22 protein-coding genes, 1 tRNA gene and 1 pseudogene are annotated in these 25,451 nt (G+C 68.5%); 9 read left to right on the forward strand and 15 right to left on the reverse strand.

Going from position 1 to position 25,451, the window contains the following annotated elements; translation table 11 throughout:
* Both VHS75_RS14090 and VHS75_RS14095 read left to right on the forward strand, forming a co-directional pair.
* A pseudogene (locus tag VHS75_RS14090) lies at nucleotides 1-1,696 on the forward strand (hypothetical protein); the annotation flags it as partial.
* Nucleotides 1,693-2,904, forward strand: coding sequence for a glycosyltransferase family 4 protein (locus tag VHS75_RS14095; protein WP_329639250.1), 1,212 nt, complete (start codon nucleotides 1,693-1,695; stop codon nucleotides 2,902-2,904). The pseudogene VHS75_RS14090 and the gene VHS75_RS14095, both read left to right, overlap by 4 nt.
* On the opposite strand, the gene VHS75_RS14100 is transcribed toward VHS75_RS14095, so the two are convergent.
* From VHS75_RS14100 to VHS75_RS14110, 3 genes are read right to left on the reverse strand one after another with little or no spacing between them, the layout of a single operon-like run.
* Nucleotides 2,901-4,091, reverse strand: a complete 1,191-nt coding sequence (locus VHS75_RS14100) for an MFS transporter (RefSeq protein WP_329639251.1) — start codon at nucleotides 4,089-4,091, stop codon at nucleotides 2,901-2,903. The genes VHS75_RS14095 and VHS75_RS14100 overlap by 4 nt on opposite strands.
* A gap of 4 nt (nucleotides 4,092-4,095) precedes the next feature.
* Nucleotides 4,096-4,293 (reverse strand): hypothetical protein, encoded by a 198-nt coding sequence (locus VHS75_RS14105; protein ID WP_329639252.1) that lies wholly within the window; start codon nucleotides 4,291-4,293, stop codon nucleotides 4,096-4,098.
* 10 nt (nucleotides 4,294-4,303) lie between these two features.
* On the reverse strand, nucleotides 4,304-5,971 hold the full coding sequence (locus VHS75_RS14110) for a glycosyltransferase family 4 protein (RefSeq protein WP_329639253.1): 1,668 nt from the start codon (nucleotides 5,969-5,971) through the stop codon (nucleotides 4,304-4,306).
* A gap of 128 nt (nucleotides 5,972-6,099) precedes the next feature.
* Here VHS75_RS14110 and VHS75_RS14115 point away from each other — a divergent pair, with 128 nt between their 5' ends.
* The gene (locus VHS75_RS14115) at nucleotides 6,100-7,320 is read left to right on the forward strand and encodes a tetratricopeptide repeat-containing glycosyltransferase family protein (protein ID WP_329639254.1); all 1,221 of its coding nucleotides are present in this window, start codon (nucleotides 6,100-6,102) and stop codon (nucleotides 7,318-7,320) included.
* Here the strand turns inward: VHS75_RS14115 and VHS75_RS14120 are convergent.
* The gene (locus tag VHS75_RS14120) at nucleotides 7,291-8,727 is read right to left on the reverse strand and encodes a pyridoxal phosphate-dependent decarboxylase family protein (protein WP_329639255.1); all 1,437 of its coding nucleotides are present in this window, start codon (nucleotides 8,725-8,727) and stop codon (nucleotides 7,291-7,293) included. The genes VHS75_RS14115 and VHS75_RS14120 overlap by 30 nt on opposite strands.
* A gap of 167 nt (nucleotides 8,728-8,894) precedes the next feature.
* Here VHS75_RS14120 and VHS75_RS14125 point away from each other — a divergent pair, with 167 nt between their 5' ends.
* Together VHS75_RS14125 and VHS75_RS14130 are read left to right on the forward strand one after the other, a co-directional pair.
* On the forward strand, nucleotides 8,895-10,409 hold the full coding sequence (locus tag VHS75_RS14125) for a tetratricopeptide repeat protein (RefSeq protein ID WP_329639256.1): 1,515 nt from the start codon (nucleotides 8,895-8,897) through the stop codon (nucleotides 10,407-10,409).
* 508 nt (nucleotides 10,410-10,917) lie between these two features.
* The gene (locus VHS75_RS14130) at nucleotides 10,918-11,763 is read left to right on the forward strand and encodes a VOC family protein (RefSeq protein WP_329639257.1); all 846 of its coding nucleotides are present in this window, start codon (nucleotides 10,918-10,920) and stop codon (nucleotides 11,761-11,763) included.
* A gap of 182 nt (nucleotides 11,764-11,945) precedes the next feature.
* Here VHS75_RS14130 and VHS75_RS14135 read toward each other — a convergent pair whose 3' ends face one another.
* The 3 genes from VHS75_RS14135 to VHS75_RS14145 form a co-directional block, all read right to left on the reverse strand.
* Nucleotides 11,946-13,325, reverse strand: a complete 1,380-nt coding sequence (locus VHS75_RS14135) for a sulfatase-like hydrolase/transferase (RefSeq protein ID WP_329639258.1) — start codon at nucleotides 13,323-13,325, stop codon at nucleotides 11,946-11,948.
* 47 nt (nucleotides 13,326-13,372) lie between these two features.
* A complete protein-coding gene (locus VHS75_RS14140) occupies nucleotides 13,373-15,088 on the reverse strand; it encodes an ATP-binding protein (protein WP_329639259.1) in 1,716 nt (571 codons plus the stop codon).
* A gap of 215 nt (nucleotides 15,089-15,303) precedes the next feature.
* Nucleotides 15,304-15,753, reverse strand: coding sequence for a hypothetical protein (locus tag VHS75_RS14145; RefSeq protein WP_329639260.1), 450 nt, complete (start codon nucleotides 15,751-15,753; stop codon nucleotides 15,304-15,306).
* A 95-nt stretch (nucleotides 15,754-15,848) separates the two neighbouring features.
* On the opposite strand from VHS75_RS14145, the gene VHS75_RS14150 reads away from it, so the two are divergent.
* Both VHS75_RS14150 and VHS75_RS14155 read left to right on the forward strand, forming a co-directional pair.
* Nucleotides 15,849-16,376 (forward strand): BrnT family toxin, encoded by a 528-nt coding sequence (locus VHS75_RS14150; protein WP_329639261.1) that lies wholly within the window; start codon nucleotides 15,849-15,851, stop codon nucleotides 16,374-16,376.
* Complete coding sequence (locus VHS75_RS14155) at nucleotides 16,357-16,629, forward strand: BrnA antitoxin family protein (RefSeq protein ID WP_329639262.1); 273 nt, start codon at nucleotides 16,357-16,359, stop codon at nucleotides 16,627-16,629. Before VHS75_RS14150 ends, VHS75_RS14155 begins: the two co-directional genes overlap by 20 nt.
* Here the strand turns inward: VHS75_RS14155 and VHS75_RS14160 are convergent.
* From VHS75_RS14160 to VHS75_RS14175, 4 genes are all read right to left on the reverse strand, one after another.
* Nucleotides 16,610-16,756, reverse strand: a complete 147-nt coding sequence (locus VHS75_RS14160) for a TrbC/VirB2 family protein (protein WP_329639263.1) — start codon at nucleotides 16,754-16,756, stop codon at nucleotides 16,610-16,612. The genes VHS75_RS14155 and VHS75_RS14160 overlap by 20 nt on opposite strands.
* Before the next feature lie 127 nt (nucleotides 16,757-16,883).
* Nucleotides 16,884-17,873: a nucleotidyl transferase AbiEii/AbiGii toxin family protein gene (locus tag VHS75_RS14165; protein WP_329639264.1), complete on the reverse strand. Its 990-nt coding sequence runs from the start codon at nucleotides 17,871-17,873 to the stop codon at nucleotides 16,884-16,886.
* A complete protein-coding gene (locus VHS75_RS14170) occupies nucleotides 17,874-18,668 on the reverse strand; it encodes a type IV toxin-antitoxin system AbiEi family antitoxin domain-containing protein (RefSeq protein WP_329639265.1) in 795 nt (264 codons plus the stop codon). It lies immediately after the preceding gene.
* Nucleotides 18,669-19,015: 347 nt separating this feature from the next.
* Nucleotides 19,016-19,390 (reverse strand): response regulator, encoded by a 375-nt coding sequence (locus VHS75_RS14175; RefSeq protein ID WP_329639266.1) that lies wholly within the window; start codon nucleotides 19,388-19,390, stop codon nucleotides 19,016-19,018.
* Between the two features lie 357 nt (nucleotides 19,391-19,747).
* Between VHS75_RS14175 and VHS75_RS14180 the strand changes: the two genes are divergently transcribed.
* Nucleotides 19,748-20,395, forward strand: a complete 648-nt coding sequence (locus tag VHS75_RS14180; RefSeq protein WP_329639267.1) for an FMN-binding negative transcriptional regulator — start codon at nucleotides 19,748-19,750, stop codon at nucleotides 20,393-20,395.
* A gap of 165 nt (nucleotides 20,396-20,560) precedes the next feature.
* Here the strand turns inward: VHS75_RS14180 and VHS75_RS14185 are convergent, their stop codons facing one another.
* The 3 genes from VHS75_RS14185 to VHS75_RS14195 all read right to left on the reverse strand — a co-directional run bounded on the left by VHS75_RS14185 (nucleotide 20,561) and on the right by VHS75_RS14195 (nucleotide 23,561).
* On the reverse strand, nucleotides 20,561-21,604 hold the full coding sequence (locus VHS75_RS14185; protein ID WP_329639268.1) for an alpha/beta hydrolase: 1,044 nt from the start codon (nucleotides 21,602-21,604) through the stop codon (nucleotides 20,561-20,563).
* Between the two features lie 498 nt (nucleotides 21,605-22,102).
* Nucleotides 22,103-22,179: transfer RNA gene (locus tag VHS75_RS14190), tRNA-Arg, on the reverse strand.
* 89 nt (nucleotides 22,180-22,268) lie between these two features.
* Entirely contained in the window at nucleotides 22,269-23,561 is a 1,293-nt protein-coding gene (locus VHS75_RS14195; protein ID WP_329639269.1) for a hypothetical protein, read from the reverse strand.
* Between the two features lie 137 nt (nucleotides 23,562-23,698).
* Here VHS75_RS14195 and VHS75_RS14200 point away from each other — a divergent pair, with 137 nt between their 5' ends.
* Nucleotides 23,699-24,514, forward strand: a complete 816-nt coding sequence (locus VHS75_RS14200) for a hypothetical protein (protein ID WP_329639270.1) — start codon at nucleotides 23,699-23,701, stop codon at nucleotides 24,512-24,514.
* On the opposite strand, the gene VHS75_RS14205 is transcribed toward VHS75_RS14200, so the two are convergent.
* Entirely contained in the window at nucleotides 24,511-25,431 is a 921-nt protein-coding gene (locus VHS75_RS14205) for a TylF/MycF/NovP-related O-methyltransferase (protein ID WP_329639271.1), read from the reverse strand. The genes VHS75_RS14200 and VHS75_RS14205 overlap by 4 nt on opposite strands.
* Between the last annotated feature and the right edge of the window lie 20 nt (nucleotides 25,432-25,451).

Genomic DNA, 25,451 nt, shown 5'->3' on the forward strand with positions numbered 1-25,451 from the left:
GAAGAACGGCCTGTTCACCGACCAGCGCTGGATGGACCTGTCGCCGGGCTTCGTGGACAGCCTGGCGATCCTTAGGACCCCGACGCTCAACCTCGCCTACTGGAACCTCGAGGGCCGCACCCTGGCCAAGGGCCCGGACGGCTGGACCGTCAACGGTGAGCCGCTGCAGTTCTTCCACTTCTCCGGCTTCGACCCGTCGCGGCCCGACGTGCTGTCGAAGCACCAGGACCGGGTGCGCGTGACGCCCGGCTCGCCGCTGGCCGAGCTGCTGGCCGACTATGCCGCCGCGATGCTGCGCAACGGCCATGAGACCAGCCGCGCCATCCCCTACGCCCACCTCAAGTTCCCATCGGGCCGCTTCATCACCCCGGCCATGCGCCGCCGCGCCCTGCGCGCCGCCCGTGACGGCAAGGACTTCGACGCCGGCCTGACGGCCGCCGTCGAAGCTTGGGTCGATGCGCCGGATCCGGAAGCCGCGCTGGCCGGCCTGCCCGACGTGACGCGCACCATGGATCAGGTCTGGCGTGACGTTGCCACCGGCTTCCAGCTCGACCACGAGGCCGGCCGCCTGGGTTTCCACCAGTTCTTCGCCGAGCACGCCACGACCCTGGGCGCCGACGCCATTTCCGGCTCGGCGGCTGAGGCCCTGCTGGCCGCCTGGCGCAGCGGGACGCGCGAGTCGGACGCCTCGGTCTGGGGCGAGGCGCCTTGGCAGGGCCCGGCCTCCGGGGCGCTGGACTGGCTGCGCGAGCCCTCGGCGGACGGGACGCCACGCGCGGCGAAGGCCCTGCTGGCCGCCCGCGGCGACCTGCGCGCCAAGTTCGCCGGCGATCCGGCGGGCCTGATCGCCTGGTGCCTGGGCGCCGAGGCCGCCGCCGGCCGCTTCGCGCCGGACCTATTGCCGGCCGGCGTGATCGAGGGGCTGGTCCGCGATCCCGCCCCGCTGCTGGCCGCCGCGCGACTGGCCGAGCCGGGCGCCAACGACCTGAAGCGGCGGCTCTCCGCCGGCTTCGGTGTCGCCGCCCGCGCCGGCTGGCCGGAGAGCCTGACCGAGGCCCTGCGCGCGCCGTTCCTCACCCCCGCGCCTGCCCAACCCGCGCCGTTCATCCGCCTGTTCCTGGAGATCTGGGAAAGCCGCGTCGACCTGCAGCGCCTCTTCCCGCTGCGCTCCGGCGCCGAGCGGTTCAGGTTCCTGCGCTGGCTGGCCGGCGGAGGCCTCGCCGAATACGGCGTCGAGTTCGAGGCCCTGCCGACGGCTATCCGCCTGCATCCGCGGATGCAGCTCGCCCGCCTGACCGTGCGCCAGCGTCAGCCGGCGGCGCGCGCGCCGGTCGGCAATCGGGTCGCCGAGCTTTGGGTCGTGGAGGGCGCGGAGCTGGCCAAGGAGGCCGCCGCCGACCGTCTGGTCTATGAGGCGACCGCGGGCCAGTTCTTGGGCCCTGCGGGCCCGGCCTCGGCCCCGGCGCAGGCCGATCTCGTGCGCTTCCTGACCCATCCGGATCTGGTTCCCGCCGACGCCATCGCCCTCCACAGCCGAGGCGTCCGCTGGAGCCGCGCCGTCGGCGTCTGGGACGCCGGTGTCGCCGCCGCGCTGGGCTCCGACACTGTGGGCCTCTCCTTCGTCGATGAGGTGTGGGCGCCGGCTGCGCCGGCCAGCTTCCGGCCGGTGAAGGGCCAAGCGCCCGTCGCCGCATGAGCCTCCTCGGGGCCGCCCGCAGGCTCTGGAAATCGGCCCTGCCGGCGCCGGTCCGCAAGCTGGCCGCGCCGGCCCTCAACCTTGCCCTGCAAAGCTATGTCCGCCGCGCCGCCCGTGCGCCGCACGGGGCTGGAGGCGCAACCGGGCCGATTAAGATCGTGGGCTATTTCGCGGGTTCCCACGGCATCGCCGCCTCGGCCCGGTTGGCGGCGCGCGCCTTCGAGGCGTTGCAGGTGCCCGTCGAGCGCCTCGACGTCACCGACGCCAAGCTCGACTGGGATGGCCGGCTGACCGCGCCCGTCTCGGCGGGCGCCTGGATTTTCCACCTGAACCCGCCGGAGCTGCTGGCCGCACTCGCCTGCCTGGGGCCGAAGCAGCTGGTCGGGCCGCGCTATGGCTATTGGGCCTGGGAGCTGCCGCGCGCGCCGCCCCTGTGGCTGAAGGACGCCGCCCTGGTGGACGAGGTCTGGGCGCCCAGCCGCTATACCGCCGAGGCCCTGGTCGGCGCCGCCTCCCCGGTGCGCGTGGTGCCGCACCCGCTGTTCATTGAGGACTACGCCGCCGTCGCCCCGACCCCGCGCGGCGCTGCGTTCCAAGGCGTCAGCGTCTTCGACTTCAACTCCTCGCTCGCCCGCAAGAACCCGCAGGGCGCGATCGCCGCCTGGGCTCAGGCGTTCGGCGGCGATCCGGCCTGTGAGCTGACGCTCAAAACCCAGAACGGCGGCCTCTTCCCGGCGCAGCTCGCCGCCCTGCGCGCCGCAGCGCCCGCCAACGTCCGCATCGTCGACGAAGTCTGGCCCTACGCCGACGTCCAGAGCCTGATCGCCGGCGCCGACGTCCTGGTCTCCCTGCACCGCGCCGAAGGCTTCGGCCTGACGCCCGCGGAGGCCATGGCGCTGGGCACGCCTGTCCTGGCCACCGCCTTCTCCGGCGTCCTCGATTTCATGGATGAGACCTGCGCCCTGCTGGTCCCCTCGCGCCCGACGCCGGTGGCCGATCCGCAAGGCGTTTATCGCGGTCAGACCTGGGCCGATCCGGACATCGCCGCCGCAGCCGAGGCCCTCGCGCGGCTGCGCGCCGACCCGGCACTCGGACGCAGGCTGAGCGCCGCCGCCCGCGAACGGGTTGCTCGTCAGCTCTCGCCGCAGGCCTGGTTCGACACTCTGCCGGTGTCCGTCCAGGCCGCCGCCCGCGCCGGCAGAGCCTAGTCTGCTTCCTCCGGCGGCCGCACCTGTTGGAAGCGCCAGAGCAGCAAGGCGTCATAGAGCACTTTCAGCGACCCGCCGATCACCAGGGGCCAAGCAAAGGGGCTTAGGGAAAACAGCAGCCCCGAAAGCGCCGGGCTGAACGCCGAGGCCAGGCTGCGCGGCACATTGGTCACCCCGGCCGCCGCCGCCCGTTCTGCGGGCGTCACAATAGCCATGACGTAGGAGGTCCTGGCCGGCACATCCATGTTCGACAGCAAGGCGCGCACCACCAACAAGGCAAAGGCGATCTCGACGCTGGGCGCGAAGGGCACGGCGATCACGCAGAGGTTCGCCGGCACGTGGGTGAACACCATGGTGTTGATCAAGCCGATGCGCTTGGCCAGGAGCGGCGCGGCCAGCTGCGAGACCGCCGAAAGCGCTCCGGTCCAGAAGAAGAAGCCGCCGGCGACCGCCAGCGACAGGCCGAAACGGTGGAACAGCCAAAGCGCGAACAGCGACTGGACCATGAAGCCGCTGCCGAACGAATCCAGGCTGAACAGCGCGGCTAATCCCAGCACATTGCGCTTTGAAGGCCCCAGCGCTGTGCGCGCTACGCCCGCCTCGACCGGCTGGTCGGGCAGACTTCGGTAGAGGGCGGCAGAGACGATTCCCAGCAGGCCGTAGGCCATGAACGCCCATTCCATCAGATTGAGCTGCGGCAGGCCTGTGAGCGCCTTCAGCGGCCCAAGCAGACCGACACTGAGCGCGCCGACGGCGGTCATCAGCGTCCCGGTCAGGCTGTAACGGGCGAAGAGGTGCGTGCGCTGCGAGGGCGCGCCGGCGTGGGCCAGCAGCGACTGCTCCAACGGTAGGAAGGGGCTCACGTCGCCGCCCGACGGGTTCAGGGTGCCCACGAACCCCACCAGCACCAGCGGCCAAAAGGCGTGCGCCTGGGAGAAGGCGAGGCCGGTCAGCCCCATCAGGCCGCAGGCCGCGAACAACAGCCGCTTGGTCGCCACACGGTGCCCAGCCAACCCGACCGCCAGCGTCAAGCCCGCCGAGCCCAGCAGGGTTGCGGTTGTCAGCACCCCGATCCTGAAGGCGTCGAAGCCCAGGCTCGCCAGATAGACCGGCAGCAGAAGGCCGGTGAACCCGTCGCCGAACCCGCGCACGCCCCGCGCGGCGATCAGCGTCACGGCGGGACGCACCGCCTCACGGCCTCTGCGTCGTGATATCGGTCAGCGGCCCGCCCTCGCGGACGGTCTTGTTGCGGTAGATCACCGCTCCGATGACGTTCGGCCGGCGGCTGATGGCGGCCAGGAACTCCGGCCAAAGCTCCGACGGCACCCACAAGCAGGGCGCCCGAGGGTCCTCGTCGATCGCCACGTCCACCAGGTCGCGCGTATCCATGACCCGCAGCTTAGGGCAACCAGTCGATCATGCCGAGCTTGGCCATCCAGACGAGGCCCATCTCCAGCATCCGCCGCCGCTCCATCGGGAACGCCGACAACACCTCGCGCCCGGTGCGCGCCTGGCCGGACGCCAGCAGGTCCAGCGCCTGCGCGCACTCCTCCAGCGGGCTGCGCAAGGCGGCGAACGCGGTGTCGAGCGCCAGCGAGAGGCCGAGCACATCCTTGCCGTTGACCCCGGGAACAGCGGCGATGGGCATGTCCAGGGTGAACAGCTGGGTCGGGAAGCCAGCGAAGCTGACGAACGGGTCGGGCCGCACGGGGTCGGCCTTGACGCGCCGCGGCGGATCGGGCGAGGCGGCGCGCACCGCCGCCATCTCGTCGACCAGGCCGCTGATCTGGCGCGCGACGATCGGCCAATCGAACGCCGCGGCGACCCGCTCGCGCCCCGCCGCGCCCATCTTGCGGCGCAGCTCCGGCGAGCGGCCCAGTTCGGCGAGGGCTGCGGCGGCGCTGCCGATGTGGACGGGCGTGTACTGCGCGATCTCGCCCACATAGGTCTGGTAGGTGGTCAGCTCGAAGAGGTGGCGCTGGACGATGGTCACCCCCAGTCCCGAGCGCGGACCGCCCAGCGTCGGGATCAGGAAACCGTCGACCCCGTGGCGCACCGTGGATCGGTAGCCGTCCCAGTCGCTGGCGACTACCGGCAGGCCCGCGGCCATGGCCTCGATCGGCGTGATCCCGAAGGTCTCCTGGACATTGTCGACCAGGGAAATGAAGATGTCCGCCCCGGCCCACAGCTCGCTCAGCAGCTCGCGGTCGTTGCCGTCCAGGAAGTGGACCGGCACGTCCGGCGCATGGGCCTTGGCCGCCGCCTCAAAGCGGCCGCGGTCCTTGTCGCCGGGGAACCAGCCGGCCATGGCGAAGTGCAGGGGCACGGGCGCGCCGCTGCCCCGCGCCGCCAGCTGGGCGGCCTTGAACATCGGCTGCGGGTAGGCCTTCTCGAAGAACGACAGCCGCCCGACCCAGAGCATCAGGGCGTCGTCCTCGCCAAGGCCCAGCCGCGCGCGGACCCTGGCCCGCGCCTCCGGCCTGTCGGCCATTGCCGCGAAGCGAGCGGCGTCCACGCCCAGCGGGATCACCGGCAGGGCGGCGCGCGGCGGCGGCGAACCGCCGGTGCGCTCGGCCAGGAACTCGCCCCACTCGTCGAACATCTCGCTCACCGCGTCGCGCACGCTCGGCGAGGTGCAGATGATCGCGTCCCACGGATAGACCGGCGAGACCGAGGCCATGGCGATGCTCTGACGGATCGCCGGCGGCGCCAGGGTGTGGACCAGGCCGATCAGGCTGAGGTCGCGATCATTGCCGGTCAGCCGGCGCAGCCACGCCAGGTTCTGCAGGCCGGGCTGGCCGCGCAGCACCGCGCCCGCGGCCCGCATCGGCCTGTTGCTCAGCATCGAGCCCGGCGTGACGCGGACCGCCGCCGCCGGGTCGTCGAGCAGCAGCTGGCGCGCCTGCGCTTCCGTGGCGATCTCGGCGCTCAGGAACTCCACCTGGCTGAAGCCGCCGTGGCGCGCCATGGCCTGCATCAACTCGAGGTTGGCGACATCCTTGCCGAAGATGTCCTTGCCGAGCCCCTGGACGCCGCGCGGGTGATAGAGCGCGAGTCTATCGGCCACGGCGGCTCGCCGGCATGGGCTGGGGCTCGGGGAATGGCGCGGTCACTGGGGCTCCTCGTCTGGGGCGTTCAAGGTTAGATACAGCGGCCGGTCCGGACAATCACGCCGACCGAAACCCGCTGGGACAGATGCCGGACGAAACCGACGAAGAACAGTACCAGCGCGGCCTCGCCCTGCAGCGCGACGGCCGGTTCGGTGAGGCGGCGGATACCTACCTGCCTCTCGCGCGCCGGGTGCTGACCGTCAAGCTGGCCACCAACCTGGGCATCGCCCTGACCGAGATCGGTAAGTTCCAGCAGGCGATCCACTATCTGCAGCTGGCGTCCGGCCATCGGCCGGACGATGCGGGCCTCTTGCGCCTGCTGGGCCGTGCCTGCGGCGAGGCCGGCGAGGTCGCCCAGGCCGAGCAGGCCTATCTGAAAGCGCTCGCCGTCGACCCGGACGACGCGCAGGCCCAACTGGCCCTGAGTGGAATCTACCTTTCAGTCGGCCGCTACGCCGAGGGATGGCCGTTGATGGCGGCGCGCATCGGCCTCAACCCCGACGTGGTGCCCCCGTTGTCTCTGCCCTACCCCGAGTGGCGCGGCGAGCCGCTCGACGGCAGGTCGATCCTGATCTGGGTGGAACAGGGCTTCGGCGACAAGATCCAGTTCGCCCGCTTCGCCAGCAGCCTGAAGGCGCGGGGCGCGGGCCGGGTCAGCCTCGGCTGCTCGCCCAGCCTGGCCCATCTGTTCTCCACCCTGGCCGGCGTCGACACGCTGATCCCCATCGGCGTCGGCGGCTCGGCCGAGGTGGCCCGGCACGACTGCTGGAGCCGCTACTTCTCGCTCCCCGAACATCTCAAGATCACGCTGGAGACCCTGCCGGCGGAGCCCTATCTGACAGCGCCGGGCGACCGGCGGGCGGCCTGGGCGGGCTTCGCCGGCGGCGCACGGATCGGCCTGGCGTGGCGGGCCAGCCCGACCGGCTTCAACGGCGCAAACAAGGGCCTGTCGGACGCCCTCGCCCAGCGCCTGCTCGACCTGGGCGCCATGAGCCTGGACCCGGCCGACACCGGCGCGAAAGACTTCGCGGACACCGCCGCCATCATCGAGACCCTGGACCTGGTGATCTCGATCGACACTTCGGTGGCTCACCTGGCCGGAGCGATGGGCAAGCCCTGCTGGACCCTGCTGCCGGCGATCCACTGCGACTGGCGCTGGCTGCGCGACCGCGCCGACAGCCCCTGGTATCCGACGATGCGCCTCTACCGCCAGACGACGCCCCGCGACTGGACGGGGACCGTCGAGCGGGTGATCGCCGACCTGCGCGCCGCGGGCCTAGCCGCGGGCGGCGTGGGCGCGGCCTAGGGCCAGAACGCCCTCCACCAGGGCCTCGATGTCGGCCGGCCCAGTGCGGTGATTGACGATCGCGGCTCGGATCGCGGTGCGGCCAGCAAGCGTGGTCGTCGACGGCGCGACCCGGCCCGCCTCGTGCAGGTCCGCCACGATCGCGGCGTTGTCCGCGCCCTTGAAGGCGAAACAGACAATGTTCAGGGCCACCGGCGCCAGCAGCTCGAGGTCCGGCTCGGCTTCGATGCGGTCGGCCAGGGCGCCGGCCAGGTCGCAGGTCCGGCCGATCACCGCGCCCAGGGCGTCCAGGCCATAGGTCTTCAGGCTGAACCAGACCTTCAGCGCCCGGAAACCGCGCGACAGGTCCGGGCCGTAGTCGCAGGGCCAGAACTCCCCGCCCGCCAGACCGCGCTCGGCGTGTCGCAGATAGGCGGCCTCGGAGTAGGTGAAGGTGCGCTTGTGGGCCGCCGCGTCGCGCACCAGCAGGAAGCCGGCGTCGTAGGGGACCTGCCCCAGCTTGTGGAAATCGAGCGCCAGGCTGTCGGCCCGCTCGATGCCCGCCAGGCGCGGCGCGACCTGGGGCGACAGCATCCCCAGCGCGCCCAGCGCCCCGTCCACGTGGAAGGCCGCGCCCTCGCGCTCGGCGATGTCGGCCAGGCCGGCGAGGTCGTCGATGGCGCCCACGTCGACGCTGCCGGCGGTGCCGACGATCAGGAACGGCGTCAGACCCGCGGCGCGGTCGGCGGCGATGGCGGCCTCCAGGGCCGGCAGGCTGATCCGGTGGTCGGAGTCCGTCTCGATCAGCCGCAGGCGGTCCCAGCCGAGGCCGGTCATGTCCATGGCGCGCACGATGCAGCTGTGCACGCCCTTCGACGCATAGGCGACGACGCGGACGTCGCGGACGCCGGTGTGGCGCACGTCGGCCCCCAGCGCCCGGTCGCGGGCCACCAAGACGGCGCAGAGGTTGGCGGTGGAGGTGCCGGTCAGGAACAGGCCGCTGGCGTCGGCGGGGAAGCCGAACAGCTCGGCCATCCAGGCCACGATCTGGCGCTCCACCTCGATCGGCATGTGGTCGCGCCCGCCCAGGTTGGCGTCGAGACCGCCGGCCAGCATCTCGGCCAGCATGCCGACCGCCGTGCCGCCGCCCTGCACCCAGCCCATGAAGCCGGGGTGGCGGTTGCCGCTGCCATAGGGCGCCACATCGGCCATGAACTGGGCGTGGGCGTCGGCCAGAGCGCCCGGCGCGCGCGGCAACTCAGCGCGATAGCGGGCGCGCTGCGCCTGCGTCGGCGCCTGCCACAGCGGTCGCTCGGTCAGGGTCGCCAGGTTGTCGAACATGTCGTCCAGCATCCGGTGGCCCTGGACGCGCAGGTCGTCCCAGTTCTCAGGATCGAGGCTGACGGTGTCGTGGCCGGCTTGGCTCATGGGCGCTCCCGTTCGAATCGCGGTCTCTCGCCCCCACGACGCCGCGACGACCCCTTATCCGCCAGGATCGTCCGCCGAAACCCCTGTGACGGTCGATTTGCTTGCGCAGCGGGCGGACGCATCCGCATAAGGGCATGGCGCGACCGCCAACCCCTGGAGACGCCGGCTTGCCGCTGACCGACGATATCCGCGACCTGATCGAGCACGAAACCAGCCAGGCGCAGGCGCTGCTGCGCGACCTGGCGACAGCCCTGCCGAAGTCGGTGGAGGCTCATATGCTGCTGGCCCAGTCGCATCTGCGGCGGCTGGAGTTCAGTCAGGCCATCATCCACTACCGCGAGACCCTGGCCATCGAGCCGAAGAACGACGAGGCCCTTCGGAGCGTCGGCTTCTGCCTCCTGGCCATGGGCGACTACGAGGGATCGCTGGCGGCGTTCCAGCAAGCCTTCAGCGTTTCGTCCGGCGCAGGGGCGCTGCGCTTCATCGCGCTCCTGTTCCACCGGCTGGGACGGGTAGAGGAAGCCATCCAGACCTATGAGCGACTGCTGGCCAACGCCCAGCCGACCAGCGCCGAGATCTCGCCCAGCCTGCAAGGCCTGGCCGCGGCCCTGCGCGACGCCGGCCGGCCGATCGACGCCGACCACCATATCCGTCACCTGATCGAACGATTCCGCCGGGAGCCGATGAGCCTCGCCTCGGGCCTGGTGAACCGGAACAACTCCGACGACTTCCACGAGTGGTCGCCGCTGGCCGACAAGTCGCGCCTGGCCGAGATGCTGACCGCCCGCAAGGCCGTCGACCCGGCGGGCCGCTTCCCCGAAAGCTTCGTCCTGCCGGCCGACCGCGCGGCCTTGGAAGCCTTCGCCAAGGGCCCCGACGCGCCGGCCCTCTACATCGTCAAGCCGATCCGCGGCAGCGGCGGCCAGGGCATCAGCGTCACCGCCGATGTCGCCGCGGCCCTCGACCAGAGCGACGTCGTGGTCCAGCGCTACATTGACCGGCCCTATCTGATCGAAGGCCGCAAGGGCCACTGCCGCATCTACTGCCTGATCGCTTCGGCCGACCCCCTACGCGCCTATGTCTATTCGGAAGGCATCGTCCGCATCGCGCCGGAGCCCTATGACCCCAGCCCCGACAGCGGCGGCGGCGCGGCGATGCACGTCACCAACACCGCGCTTCATCTGGGCCATCCGGGCCTGTCGATCAGCCAGGACCCCCAGCAGGACGACGTCGGCGCGATCCGCAGCCTCTCGGCCCTGCTACGCCGGATGACCGCCGACGGCCTCGATGGCGGCGCGGCGTTCGGCGAGATCAAGGCCCTGGTGGAGTGGCATGTCCGCATGTTGGCCGCCCACGGCCTGTTCGCCCGCCAGGCCGCAAGCTCGCCGCCGCGCGGCTTTGCCCCCAAGCTGTTTGGCCTCGACGTCCTGATCGACGCCGAGGGCCACCCCTGGCTGATCGAGATGCAGCGCACCCCGGCTGCACGCGGCGCTCCGCTGGTCGAGAAGATCAACGGCGAGATGTACCTGACCTGCTTCCGCATGGGCCACTTCCCGCTGATCGACGACGCCACGCCGCCGGACCTGCTGGCGGCCTTGCGCAGCGACGACGGCGCCCGGCGCCGCCGCGCGGCCGAGCTGGAATACGCCGCCCGCGGCAAGTTCGTGCTGCTGGACCTCTAGGGCCTCCCGCCAAGATAAGGCGATGACAGGGTGGCGCCATGCGCCTGCCGCCATTCAATCCACATTTCAAAGACCAGATGTTCTTGCTATGTTCGGGGTAGGCCAGGGACCGCCAATAGTCGAGGAATTGCGTACATCGCCCCGGCGGTGAGCGTCTCCAGAGGTCTGCGGCCCCTCGGGTCTGTACTCACAAGCCTTGCCGGGCCCGCCATCGACCATGAGGCCACTGACAAGCTTTGCGCAGGCCGGCTTTCCGCCCATGGTCGACCTCAAAGCTGACCAGCTAGGGTTGGCCGAAGCTTCGCAGGGGAAAAACATGCGAGACGCCGCGCGCGTTGGTGCGTCATTTGCCGTCGCCGGCGTCATCCTCGGGGGGCTTGGGCTCCCGACCCTGGCTACCGCGCAGGGCGCGTGCCGGGACGGCTATGAAACCGCGAGATGCCCGCTCAGCGTGGCCGTCGCGACAGCCCCAATCGCGCCTCTCTTCGCGCCTACGGGCTGGAAGACCGTGGCCCTGGACCACGTCACCATCGCCGTCGCGAACCCGCAGACGGAGGCTGCATTCTACACCGCGCTCATGGGCTGGCGGCTGCGAAGCCACGACAGTAGCCGCGCGGTGATGGATGTCGGTCGCTGGGGCTCGGTCGTGCTGGAGCAGGAGCCAGGTCTGCCGGCCGCGGTGGTCCGCGGCTTCAGCTTCGTCATTTCGCCCTGGAACGCGCAAGCGGTCCAGCGGGCGCTGAAGGACCGCGGCCTGTCCCCTGTTCGAGACGATGACGGCAAGGGGTTCCAGAGCTTCCATGTGAAGGACCCGGACGGGTTCGATATCCAGATCGGCAACAGCCGCGGCCTGGCTAAGGGCCGCAACGGTCCAGGAACGAGCAGCCCCGCCGCGCCGGCGCCCTTCAGGCCGACGGGATGGCAGAGCGTCTGGCTGGATCACCTCTCTTTTCGGGTCACCGACTACAAGCGCTCTGCGTCCTTCTATGAGAACCTGCTTGGATGGGCGCCGACCTATGACGAGGGAAGCCAGATGGAGTTGATAATCGGCGACGTGGGCGACATCATCATCCGGGGCGGCAACCCGAAGAACCCCGCGTTCAAGCGTTCAGGCCAGCCCGCCGTCCTCGACCACATCTCCATTGGCATCGCGCCCTGGGACACCGACGCGGTCCGCGCCGAGCTGGAGCAGCGAAGCCTGCCCGTCCGGGTCGACACCTCCACAAAAGACGAGATCCACGTCGCCGCCTATAAGAGCTATCACACCCGCACACCCAACGGCTTCGACCTCCAGATCAGTTACGTCACCCAGGCGAACCGGCTAGCCCTGCCGAACGCGGTGAAGCCGAAGTAGCGTTGGGGAAAGATCTGTGTGCTGACCCCGTGGCGGACGCTGGGAACGGCCGCTTTCGGGCGCCGCGTTCAAGATGGCGCACACCCATTGCCGACGTTGAGACCGTCCACTCGCCGCCCCTCTTCGCCCCTGATCTCGCGCCGCCATCGCCGCGGCCGCGATCAATCCAGGAGCCCGCGAACCTAGTCCTGGATGTGGGCGAACTGGGCGTTCAGGGTCTTGAACGCCTGCGGGATGTCGGCGTGCTTGTAATGCGCGAAGGTGGCCTTGGCGGCGTCGAGCCGGGCCTTCATCGCCTTGGCGACTTCGGGATTGCCCACCGCGACGCTGTAGTTCTCGGTCCGGTCGGCGCGGTGATCGTAGAGTTCCTGGTAGGGGAACAGCATCATCGGCAGCTTGTGATCGCGGTAGTAGATGGCGTCGACGTACTTCCAGTCCTGGGTGCGGATGGCGATCGGCGTCTCATTGTCGAACAGCACCAGCGCCTCGTGCGGCGAGGGCGCACCTTTCGTCAGCACCGCGGTGATGTCGCGCCCGTCCAACTCCACGCCCGCGAGCGGCGGCAGGCCCGCCATGGCCAGGAAGGTGGGCAGGATATCGACGCCGGAGATGATCGACTTCACGCGGCGCCCGGCCGGCAGCCGGCCCGGCGCCCAGGCCACGAACGGCACCCGATAGCCGCCGTCATAACCGCCGCCGCCCTTGCGCTCGCGCATCCCGCCAGGCGACCCCTCGAACCACGGCCCGTTGTCCGAGGTGAAGACCACCACGGTGTCGTTCTCCAACTTCAGCGCGCGCAACTTGGCCAGCAGCCGTCCGAGGATGGAATCGATCTCGGCGACCACCGCGCCATAGGGTCCGGCGTAGGTGTCGGCCTTGAAGCCCGGGTGCGGATATTCCGGCAGGTGCGGCGCCGAGAGCGCCAGCTCGACGAAGAACGGCCGGTCCTTGTTCGCCTCGATGAACCGCTCGGCATGGTCGTAGAACTGTTGCTGCAGCTGCGGATAGTCGACCGGCGACCTGGCGACCTCGTCCGACCCCGCGTGGCTCTCGAACAGCGACAGCGGCGCCATGTCGTGGCTGTAGGGGATGCCGAAGAACTGGTCGAAGCCATGTTTGGTCGGCGGCCAGGCGGCGCCCAGATGCCCCAGGTGCCATTTGCCGAACAGGGCGGTGGCGTAGCCGGCGGGCTTCAGAGCTTTGCCGATAGTGACCTCCGACAGCGGCAGGCCGCGGTCGTCCTGCTGCATGATCACCTCGTAGCCGAGGCCGGTGCGCACCGGATAGCGCCCGGTCAGCAGCCCCGCGCGCGACGGGCTGCAGAGGTTGGCCGGCGCATAGTAGTCGGTGGCGACCACGCCCTCGCGCGCCATCCGCTCCAGGTTCGGTGTCGGCAGGCCGCCGGGTCCATAGATCGACACATCGCCGTAGCCGAGGTCATCGCACAGCACGACGATGAAGTTCGGCGGCCGCTTCGACGGCGCCGGCCCGGCCGAGCGCGCGGCGGTCCCGGCCAACAGGGCGGTCGCCCCGCCGGCGGCCAGTAGGCGTCTGCGATCCATGCTCATCTCCCCGCGCCGGCCGGTTCCAGCGCTGGCCGTGCGCAAGCCTACACCGTCGCGGCTGCCGCCGCCGGAGGCAAGGTCGTCGTCGGCTCGTTCAGAGACGCATCGAGCTCGGCGCCCCGGTCGACCCAGGCTGCCACCACGCTCAACAGTTCGGCGATATTGATCGGCTTGCCGATATGGCCGTTCATGCCCGCGACGGCCCCGGCGGCCGCATGCTTCGGCAACACGTCGGCGCTCAGCGCGACGATCGGCGTGTGGCGATTGGGCGAGGCGTCGGCGCGGATCGTCCGGGCGGCGGTGTAGCCGTCCATATCCGGCATCTGCAGGTCCATCAGGATCAGGTCGAAGGGCGTCCGCCGCGTCGCATCTATAGCCTCCGCGCCGCTCGCGGCGTCGTCCACGGAATAGCCGGACGCCTCCAGGATGGTCCGCACGAGCTCGCGATTCAGGTCCAGGTCGTCGACCACCAGAATCCGCGGCGACCGTGCGACACGCATCGGGAGCGCCAGCGGCACAGCTTGTGCGATCTCCGGCATCTGCCCCGGCGGGGCGACAATCCAGACGTCGAACCTGGAGCCGGCGCCGACCACCGATGCGACGCCGATCTGCCCGCCCATCAGTTCGACAAGCGCCTTGCAGATCGCCAGGCCCAGCCCGGTTCCGCCGTGCCTGCGGGTCACCGAATTGTCGGCCTGGGAAAACCGCAGGAACAGGCGTCCAAGCTTGTCTTCGGGAACGCCACAGCCGGTATCCGCGACGGCCACGCAGAGGCGTTCCTGCTCCGCAACGTACGCCACGGTGATGTTCACCGAGCCCTGGTCGGTGAATTTGATGGCGTTCCCCAACAGGTTGAGCATGACCTGGCGCAGGCGGGTGTTGTCGGCGTTGAGCACCGGCGGGATGTCGCTGTCGATGTTCAGCCCGGTGACCAGGCCCTTGGCCGCGGCTTGGGGGGCGACGATGGCCAACGTGTCCTCAAAGAAGCGGCCGACCTCGAAGGGCCGGGGGTCGAGTTCCACATGACCGGCCTCCAGCTTGGAGAAGTCCAGGATGTCATTGACCACCGCCAACAAGGCCTGCCCGCTGGCTGCAATGCGGCTCACATGGGTCACCGCGGTCGCGGGCAGGTCCGGCATGCGGCCCAAGAGGTCTGAAAACCCGATGATCCCGGTCAACGGGGTCCGGATCTCGTGGCTCATGTTGGCAAGGAAGTCCGACTTGGCCTCCGCAGCCGCCTCAGCCTGCACCACCGCCGCGTCGAGGCGTCGCCGCTTGTCTAGCAGATCGCCCTGAACTGTTGCGAGCCATCCCAGGACGGCGAGGGGGCTCGCCAGAAGCGTGATCAACATGAGCGGTTGGTGGCCGACCAGAAGCCCTGTCGCCGCGCCGCACTGGACCACGGCGATGCACAGGATCGGCGGGACCAGGTTCGCCGCCAGCCGGCGGGGATGGGCGTAGTCCCGGGCCAGGATCCGGAACAGGACCAGGCCCATGAGCGTCACGCCGAAGCTCTGGGCGGCGCCCGTGTGGAGGGCGACCAGATAGAAGGCGGCCAGGGCGTAGCCTGCGTGGCGGATCCAGGTGAACACCATCGTTGCCCGTGCCTGGGGACTTGCGGCGGGCCGCCACAGCGCCTCGGCGGCCGCGATGGCGAACATCGTCAGCAGCCAGCCCAGGGCAAGCCGCCAGCCTGAAACGGGAAAGGCGGCCAAGGCGGTCAACAGCGGCAACAACAGGCCGCCAGCGCGCTGGATCATCGCCGTCGCGCCGCGCACAGACGGAAGAGCATGTGAATTTTGTTCGTCCCTGGCGCCCAGCCGCATCTCACGCATCCCGTTTGACCGGTTCCGAAACTACCGCCAATTGTTGAAGGACCCGTTCAGGTTGTCAGCTTTGTCTGGTCGTCACAGAGCAAGCCGAGACGCCCGCGGGGCGCGACCGCAGCCGACGCCTGGCAATCGATCGAATGAGTTCAGCGGTGGCGGGGCGGCGCCTCACCGTCCGGCGGACCTAAGCCGACAGACGCCTTCCACTCCGGGTCTCGAGCTTCCATCCGGTGCAGGGTCTCGTGGCAATCGCGGTGCAACAGGCGAAGCAAGTGTAGGCAGCGAAGAGCCTCCTGCTCGTGTTCGCGCAGACAATCACCGCATTTCGGCCGGTCGAGGACGTTGCTGCGGATGCGAGTGCATTCGTGGTCATACGAGAGGTGATGGACGACAGCGTCACCCAGCAACCTGACCATGAACGGTTTCTGGCAGAACTCGCAAAGCCCGTCCTGCCGACGGGAGAGTTCGCGCTTGATCTCGAAGTCCGTGCAAATATGCCTGACGAACTGACGCCAGCGCATCGCGTCCGAGTGCTTTGGGGCGACGACGACCTTTCGGTCCCGGCGGAACAGGTCCCGGTGCAGAACCGACGACATGCTTGTCTCCACGGCCACAAGCCTCTCACACCGGATTATTCCGCTGGCGGCGCGCGGTCCATACCCGCATCGGGCGCAAGCACCTTTCAACCGCCATGACCCTTCTGCTCCGCGGTCGTCGGCCGTGCGCTCGTATATTTGAACAAAACAAGTACATTTTTCTGATGTCAGACGACCCGCAATGGAACGCCGCACGCGACCCCAGATTCTTCGACGGCCGCAGCATCGTGCACGGCCTCTGCTGTAAACGGGAGACACAAAAGGTCGCGCGTAAAGAGCCTCGGCCCTTCAATTATCGGGTGTACAAAAACACTAGCACCATCCATTTTATGGGTGTACAAGAACCTTGGATGGAAATCGAGTTCGATCCCGACAAGAGCGCGAAGAACATCGAAGTGCGCGGGCTTCCGTTCGATCTCGTGGCCGACTTCGATTTCGACTCCGCGCTGGTCGCCCCGGACATCCGTGAGGACTATGGCGAAGATCGCTTCATCGCCTTGGGCCTCATCGGCGAGCGTCTGCACGTTGTGGCTTACACCGTGCGCGGCAACAGATTGCGGGTGATCAGCTTCCGAAAAGCCAATGCGAGAGAGGTCGAGCGCTATGAGCAAGCCCAATCCTGAACTGATCGATCACGAACTGCCGGAACTGGGCGACGACTTCTTCGCCCGCGCTCGCCCCGCCGGCGAAGTTATGGGCGAGGCCTTCATGGCGCGGGCGCGGCGCCCCGGTCGCCCTAGGTCCGCATCGCCCAAGATCGAGGTGAAGATCCGCCTCGATGCAAAGGTGGTCGAACATCTGCGCGAAACCGGCAAGGGCTGGCAGACCCGCGTGAATGCCGAGCTGGCGAAGGCCATTAAGCAAGGGCGGCTCTAACCACGAACCCGGCGCGGCGCAGGTCCAGGTGGCCGAACATGGTGGCGATGCCGGTGACGATCACCGCGATGATCGCCAGGCCCCGGACCACACTGTTGGTCAGGATGCCGATGATGTTCTGCCGCATCCTCGCTGGGCGTCTCAAGAACCTCGACGGCGCCTTTGACGGCGACTCCCGGACGATCGACTTCGACGACGACTGGGTCCGCGGGGCCGGGTCGTCCGGGGGCGGCGCCCCCGCGTCGACTAACCCGCTATCCGGCGGTGGCGCCCGTCCCTGGAGCGTGGGCCGCCACGTTCTGCGCCTTCCAGGCCAGCATGGGCATCCGGCCGATGCGGCCGATCACCTCGGCGGGCGCATCGAGGCCGCTGGGGTCGATCTCGCCCTTGTCGATCAGGGCGTCGAGGAAACGCCGCTCGCCCGCCGTCCACGCGAAAAGGCCGCCCAGCTTGTCCCGGCAGAGGGCGACCGATTCCTCGATCCAGACCCGCATGCCGCCGGCGTCCCTGAAGGTCCCCTGCGGCAGGCAGATCGCCAGCTTCTCGCGGAGCTCTTTGGGGTCGCCGCCGATGTCGTCGACCGACGCGCGCCGCCAGTCCGCCGAGCGGCTGGCGCTGAAGGCCAGGACCCCGGCGCGGAACAGGCGCCAGTCGAGGTCCGGGAGGTCCAGGATGCGTCGTGCGTCGAACAGGTCGCGCGCCGGGTTGCGGTCGATCAGCGCCACCAGCTTGCCGGCGACGACCTCGTGGAGGTCCACCACCACCGCCGGGCTCGGCAGACGCTCACCGAGCGCCGCCGACGACAGCGTCGCCGTCCCGAACAGCGGCTCGCGCATCATGAAGTTGAGGTCCACCTCGAGGGTGGCCCCGCCCCCGAGCGCCGAGCCGTACCGCGCCGCCCACTTGCCGCCCCCGTGGCCCACCGGCTGTCGCCGCAGCGCATAGCCCTGGGCCGCGAGGATCTGGGTCAGGGCGGCCTCGACCTCCGGCCGGTCCGCCAGCATGGCCTCGCGGTCCAGCGCGCCGACGTAGTTGAGGTCGATGTCGACCGAGAGCCGGTCGAGCTGCAGGTAGAAGACATTGAGGGCCGTGCCGCCCTTCAGGGCCACCCGGTCCTTCAGCACCTCGTCCGCGGCGATCTCGGCCAGGAGGTCGAGCAGCCGGATGACCTTTTCCAGGGCGCCGGCCTGCAGCCGGGTCTCGCCGGCCAGCTTCTGCAGGGTCTGCAAGGACGGCGGAGCCATTCAGCTCCCCTCGAACCGGCGTTCCGTCAGGGACGGCGGCAGCAGGATCTTCCAGCCGGGCGCGAGCTTGGCGTCGCCGGGCTTGGCGCCCAGCGCATAGCGGGGCTGCTTCGGCGCCAGCGGCCGGAAGGTCTCGATCGCGGCCTTGGCGATCCGCAGGTCCGGCTGGGCGTTTTCCAGCCACCAGCCGCAGAGCGCCGCCGCGGTGGCGTTGCCGAGGGATGCGACCTGCTCATGTAGCTTCGACACGTCGATGCGCGGCACCATGTCGAGCGAGTTGAGCAGCTCTTCGCCGCCGCCCGCGAGATCGGGCCGGTCGAAGAGGTCCGCTAATGTGCGTTCCAGGGTGGTGACCGGGACCAAGACGCCCAGGCGGTCGACGGCCTCGATGGCGCCCGGCGTGGTGAAGCCCTTGGGCGGCCGGACAAACCGGCAGGTCAGACCGTCCGCCTCCAGGGTCAGGGGCTGGCCCGCGGCGATCACCTGGACGTCGGGGCCTTCGGTGTAGGCGTAGCCGTGCAGCTCCAGGGCGGAGTGGTAGCCGATGACCCCGCCGTTGCGGAGCTTCGAGGCCGCCAGGAACCGGTCCACCGACCAGGTGGCCGGGTCCGCATGCTTGGGCACCGAGGCGAAGACGCCGCGCGCGATACGCCGGATGTTCCCCGCCTTCAGGTGCTGGTCAAGCATGGCGGAGACGACGCGGTCGTTCGGGGCGCGCCCGACCGCCTTGGCGTACTGGGCGCGGTCGAAGACCGGCGCGTCGCTGAAAAAGGGCGCGGAGAGTTGGCGGGGCATGACTTTCTCACATACCGTGAAAATCATATATAAACTATGACCTACTCAATCAACGAGAAAACATGGGTACGATCGGAGCGCTTCGGAGCTTCCCTCGTCGCGGCGTACCCGGATCACCGCACCGCGTGTGGCTCCCGCCGCCGAAATTGCCTCCGATGTCCCTTGGACCATCACCGGAATCGATTGGAACGGCACCTCGGCGTCACACAAAGCCGCGAATGCGCCAGCTAGGGACCGATCCAGCATTGCCGCCTTCACCCTAGCCATGCGCCAACATCGCGATGGCGGCGGCGAGCCCGTAGGCGCCGAGGCCCAGGATCAGGCACGTCAGCGACCAGAACGACGGCTTAGGCGGCCGCGAGGCCACAGGTCCGGCCAATGGCATCCTTGATCTGGGACGGATGGAAGGGCTTGGCGATAAACTCCGATCCCGCCACGCCCTCGGCGGCATGGCGCGAGCCCATGGTCCCCGAGATGAACAGCACAGGAAGATTGGAGTAGCGGCCACGCGCGTGACGGGCGACGTCGAAGCCGTTCAGGCCCTCGCCGAGGTCAACATCGGTCACCAGGATTTTCAGGTATCCGCCGTGATCGATCACGGCCACAGCGGCATCGGCCGTAAATGTGGAGGTAACGAATATACCTAGATCTTCAAGTATTCCGAATATATCCGCATTTATGACACAATCATCTTCAACCAATAAAGCTCTCATGGAGTTCATGGGTGACATCCTCTCGGGCAACATGAACCCACAGGACGAACTATGTTTCCATACACCTATAGGTTTATTTTGACACGCTATTCGATATCCTGAGGCTTTGGGGTGGATATTCGAACTACGCGGTCGAATTCCTGGCACGCATTATCCGCCGCCGGCCAGGGCCGACGAGCGCGCGCCGCGCCGCGGACTTCGCCGATCACCGGCGGGTCTCACCCGACCCGCAAACGGACCCGTCGGACTGAACCCATCTTCAGGGCGGCAGCCTATCTGTGAGGCCAGCGGCGTCACCGTGGATTTCGAGGTTGCTTGTGCGTGATCCTAAAAGCTTAGCTTGATTCCGGTTCACGGGAGGCTCGGATGTACGCATCGCCGACTACGCGCGAAGATCGCCAAGACGTTTTGGTCGCCGCCATCCGAACCATCAAATTCGGCGCGCTGGTGATCGTGTCGCCCGACGGACTATCGGCGACCCACATCCCTATGATTGTTCGGGAATTTCCGAACGGCGTCGTTGAACTCGAAGGACATGTGGCGCGACCGAATGATCTGTGGCGGCTCGCGCAATCCGGGGTTCCCGCCTTGGCGATCTTCCAAGGTCCACAAGCCTACGTTCATCCGGGCTGGTACCCGACGAAGAAGGTCGACGGCAGAGCCGTGCCGTCGTGGAACTACATCGCGGTGCACGCTCACGGAAATCTGGAAGCGGTCGATGAGGATGCCGCTTGGCTGCGATCTCACCTTTGCGACCTGACCGACCTGAATGAAGCGGACCGAACCGAACCCTGGGCGCTTACGGATGCGCCGGAGGATTATCTCGATGCCATGATGAGCGCGATCGTGGGCTTGCGCCTGCGCGTTGGCCGGCTCGAAGGCAACTGGAAGATGGGTCAGAAACTACGGTTGGAAAACCGCCTCGGGGCGATCGACGGCCTCTTCGCTTCGGCGAGCACCGAGGATCAGCAAGTCGCAATGGTGATGCGGGATTTGCTGCCGACCAAACCGTAGTCCGGGGCGTCAAGATGGGCGGAAGGCCAGTGGCAGTTCTCCCCCCTTATCGGAATTTCAGAATGTCTGCTCGCGGGAACTTGACAGAGAATTCCCCATACAAGGCTTTCCCCCTTAGTCCTTCGGCGCCGTCATCGCCTCTCCGCCATGGACGCCGCCGGACTCTCAGCGCGCTGTTGTGAGCGGCCGTATGTTGTCCGTGATCCAAGCGTTGAAAGCGGCAGGCTCTTCGAGCGGCGGGCTGTGGGCGGACCGCTCGAACCATGCGAAGCCCTTTTGGGGCGCTGTTATGCGGTCCAGAAACGCCTCGGCGAGAGCGCCATCGGTCCGGTGGTCATAGCGGCCTGAGAGCAGGTACACCGGGACTTGGAAATTCAGGTCACGACCATCGAAGGCCAGGGTGCTCATTTCGGGAACCATCGCCGCGGTATACCGGTCACCACGCACGAAAGCGGCGAGGTCGCGCCAATTCGCTTCGCGCGCGGTCATGCCGACGAGCGCCAGCTTGGAGTAGCTGAGGCCCCCATGAAAAGCCCCGCCGAGAGCGATCGTCCATTTTCGCAAGACCGCACTTGATCGGTCGTCGGCATAGGGAGGCGGGCCGATGCGTTCGAGTTCCGCGGTCGCTTGGTCGTTGTGGCGCGCTCGCGCCTCGGCCATGGCGAAACCATAGGACCGTTTGAGCCCCTCCGCCTGGTTCACGATCTGCCCAACGCCAACATAGGCAGCGACGTGTTCGGGGTGTCGCTGGGCATAGACGAGACCAAGGGCCGTGCCGGAAGAATGGCCGATGAGGACGACCTTGTCCTTGTGAAGCCGGGCGCGAACGCCTTCAACGAGCACGCCTAAATCGGCCACATATTGGTCAAGACTCAGCGTTTTCGGTGGGGTCGCGAACGGGTCCAGGGATTGGCCGGAATAGCGCTGGCACCAATAGACGACGACGAAGTGCTCTTCGAGTTCGGCGTCGAAATGCCGGAGGATCGGCGTCTCGCACCACAAGTCGCTCACCCAGATCAGCGCTGGATCGGACAGGTTCCTCCCCCGGATAACGACCGACTGATCAACCCCGTTGATTGGCCACCGCTCGACGACAGCGATGCTGTTGGCCGCCGCGCCGCCCCGAGCGGCGCGGAACGGAGCCGTTGAGATTGGCCTGAACAGCCACACGCCGAGCCCAAGCATCAAGACCGTGCAGATTCCGATCAAGATCGCTCCGACGGCGCGCCGAGGAGTCCAGATCGCCGCTGAAGTTGGTCCTGTTCGCATTCCGGCCCCCCGGTGTTCCCGCCGCGCGCTGGAGATCCAACGCGCCCGTCATGCGCTGGCGGCTGCGTTTGCGGCTAAGTTCGATCCCAACTTGGACGATGGGAGTCCACGCTCAGCAATTGCAGCTTATGCCGAAAGGCCGAATGTCCCCCATGGGCCGTTCCTTGCCCTTGGCGGCCCGCCTAAGAGCTCAGGTTCCCACATAGGCGGAGAATCAGGAGCGGTCGATCAACCCAGCCCGCCGCGTCCGCTTGTCGTTCCCGATTCGATCTTTCAGCCCAGGCGCATGGCGTCGAAGGCGCGCGTAAGCCCGCGAACGGACGGCGGTGTTCTCATGTCGTTCAGGGCAAAATCCCGTCCTAAACCCCGTCCTAATCGAATTTCTAGGACGGGCTCAAGATCGGCGACCGCCTTACTCTCTGATTTTCTAGGAGAAATTGGCGCGCCCGGAACGATTCGAACGTCCGACCCTCAGATTCGTAGTCTGATGCTCTATCCAGCTGAGCTACGGGCGCGCACCGCCTGACGGCGAGGGCGCGGAACCTAGTCGCGGAACTGGCAAAGCGCAAGCCGGGGAAACGCCAGAATTTCGCCCCCCGTTTGCTCAGTGCGGGATCAGGCCGCCCAGGCCGTTGAGGATCGCGCGGCGGCGCGCGGCCGCGGGGTCCGGCGGCGGCTGGTCCTGGCCGGGCTGCGGACCGCCGGGCGCTGCGCCCTGAGACCCGCGGCCGCCGCCCGTCGCGGGCATGGTCATGCCGAGCAGTCCGCCGGTGGCCGAGCGGTAGCGGACCTTGACCTCCCATTGGCGGTTCCAGGCGATCTTCGGGTCGGTGGGCCGCGGCGGATAGACGAAGTTCGCCTCGCGCCCATAGGCGACCATCTGAAGGAAGCCCTGCGGCGCAGCGTCCACCACCTCCTTGGGCACCTGGCAGCTGGTGGTCTGCGACCCCATCAGGGTGTGGCTCTCGACGCCCCGGGCCAGGTCGCCCGGCGAGATATAGTCCGGCAGGGCGAAGGCTGCGGCCTCGACCTCGGACGAACTCCATAGCACGACCGTCGTGTCGCCGCCGCCACGGCCGCCGCCCGCGCCGATCACCGTCGCGGCATAGGCCTGGGCGCCCGACACCGGCGCCCAGCCGAGCTGGGCCGGCCCGCCGGGGGTCTTGGTGTTGGTAGTCAGTATGAGCGGCCCCAGGAAATCCTGGTTCTGGTCGAGGCTGAACTTGATCTCCGGGCTGTAGTCGCCGTGGATCATGTGCTGGCCGACCAGCGAGCCCGTGCCGGGCACCGTGCTGCGCGACTTGGCGTTGGGCCAATCGCCGTAGGAGGCGTAGCGGCTGGCCGATGGCGGCTGCATGCGGCGGATGTCAAGACCCTTGCCGAGCATCGCCATGCCGGGCGGGATCTTGCCGGCGCTCATCTCTGCGAAGTCGAGGACCACCGGCTGGCCGGGCCTGGCGTGGTCGCCGCAGCCCCAGAAGATCAGCATCCGGCCCTTGGGCTTCTGGTACTCCGGCGGGATTTGCGGCCTCTCCGGCGCCTCTTCGCGGGCGGCCAGCGGCGGCGCCTCGGGGCTGACAAGAGGCAGGGTGGCGCCGGCACCGAGGCCGGCCGGCGGCAGGTGCTCGGCGCTCGGCGGACCCGACGGGTGCTCCGAAGAGCCCAGCTGCAGGACCAGGCTGTGCTGCGCCCCGCCGCCGCCGTTCATCATCTGCATGACCTGGCTCATGGACGGCCGCCCGCCGCCGCCGCCCGGCATGCCGAAGCCGCTCTGGGTCGCGGCGCTCATCCAATAGACCGCCACCGGGCCGGTGACCTTCTGCTGCGGCTGTGCGACCGCCGCGCTCGCCGCCACTGCGGCGCCCGTCAGCAACAGAATCCGATGACCCGTCCGCATCCCAGCCTCCCCTTCGACAACTCGGAGAACAAGGCTATCAGGGGCGCAGCGCAGGTAAAGCCTGCCTATTCGGGCCGAGAGGCGCCGCCAGGGCGCGGCGGGATTGTCGGCGGCGGCGCCAGGATGCTACCCACGCTGTGTCGCCGCGGACCGGCGCCCTTGTCCGGATCGCCTGCGCCGCCGTGGAACACGTCTTCGTCCAGACCTCGGCCGGCCCCTTCGGCTTCATCGGCAGACTGCACACTGACCGCCGGCGGCCGTCGCTGCTGGCCGTCAACGGCTCGTTCCCTCAGAAGGACTATCTGCACGACCTGCCGGATGCTTTCCCGGGCGCCAATGTGCTGATGGTCCACGTGCCCGGAATGGGAAAGACCCCCTGGTCAGGCCGATCGGCCGCCGATCTGACGATCGGGCTGCAGGAAGCCGTAAGCCTGCTGTTCCGCGACCTGCCGCTGGTGGTGTTCAGCGCCTCGACGGGCAATCTCCTGGCGCTGGGCCTGACCAATCCCAACATCTGCCGCAGGGTCTGCGTCGAGCCCTTTTTCCAGACCGAGCGCCTGTGGCCGTTCATCGACTACGCCCGCGGCGAACTGGAGAGGCATCCGAAAGACGCCGGGAAGGCCCAGTTCCTGTGGGACTTCTTCGGCATCACCCCGGACCGCCTGGAAAACCGCGACTACCGTCACCTGTTGGACTGCGTCACCCAGCCAACCGACGTGGTTTGCGGATCGGTCCTGCTCGGCGAACCGCCGGATGACCGCGAGGTCATCTGGCCCTCCTTCACCCTTGCGGAAGAGCGCGAAGCCCTGGCGGCCAATCCGCTGGTCACGCTGCATCCCAGCCCGCCCGGCTTCGGACACGCGGTCGCGCACTTTCAGCCAGGGAAGAACCTGGTGAATCGGCTGAACCACGGGGCGCTGCGGGCGGCGGCGGAGCTTTGCCTCCCCGTCTAGGCCCGCGGGTGCGGTTTGACGAACAGGCCCTGGCCGGTGGCGAGGGGAAGGATCGCCAGACCGCGTGAGCCGAACCATTCCAGCTCCGCCCGGAACTGGGCGTGCGCCGCCTGCCAGCCGAAGTCGTCGAAGACGATGATCCCGCCGGGAGCGATGCGCTCGTAGAGGGCGTCGAGCGCGCCCACCTCCGCCGTGGCGCTGTTCAGATCGATGTGCATGAAGCTGATCCGCTCCGGGCAGACCTCGGCGAAGATCTCCGGCACTCGGCCCTGGGTGACGACGATGTTCGGGAAGGGTTCGAAACGCTGTCGGACCTCTTCGAAGGTGAAGGTCGCCGGGTTGTAGGCGTTCTTGTTCACCTGCTCCCAACCCGGGTCGACCTGGTCGGCAGGGATGCCCTCGAAGGTGTCGTACAGCCACCATTTCCGGTCCCAGCTCGCGAACTCCAGATACTCGGCCAGGAACATGGTCGTATGGCCGCGGAACACGCCGAGCTCGACGAAGTCGCCGTCCAGGTGGCGCGCCTGCTGAGCCGCCCACAGGACGGTCTGCAGGTTCCACTGCCAGTTGCTGACGCCGGCCGGGGCGATATCCAGGTCCTTGGCCGCCAGCGCCATGAACTTCGGATCGTGCAGGAAGGCCGGCTGCTTCAGCCAAGTGGCGATCCCGTCGCCGACGAAGGGATTGGCGTTGGGGATATTCTCCAGAGTCGTGAGCACATCCAGCATCACCCGGCTGCGCGAGGTGGGCCGCAGCGTCAGACCCAGGCGCGCCTGGGCGGACGGAGAACGCGGCTGCGCGCCCACCAGCTTGCGGTAGAAGCCCTGCGCCAGCCCCATGTCGCCGAACTTGAACGCCGCGTCGCCAAGCGCGGCGAGCTGGGCCGCGCTGAGGTTGGTCAGGGTGAGATCGACCATGGTTCTCTCTGCTGTCCGTC

The sequence above is a fragment of the Phenylobacterium sp. genome (assembly GCF_036264965.1).
Taxonomy (GTDB): domain Bacteria; phylum Pseudomonadota; class Alphaproteobacteria; order Caulobacterales; family Caulobacteraceae; genus Phenylobacterium.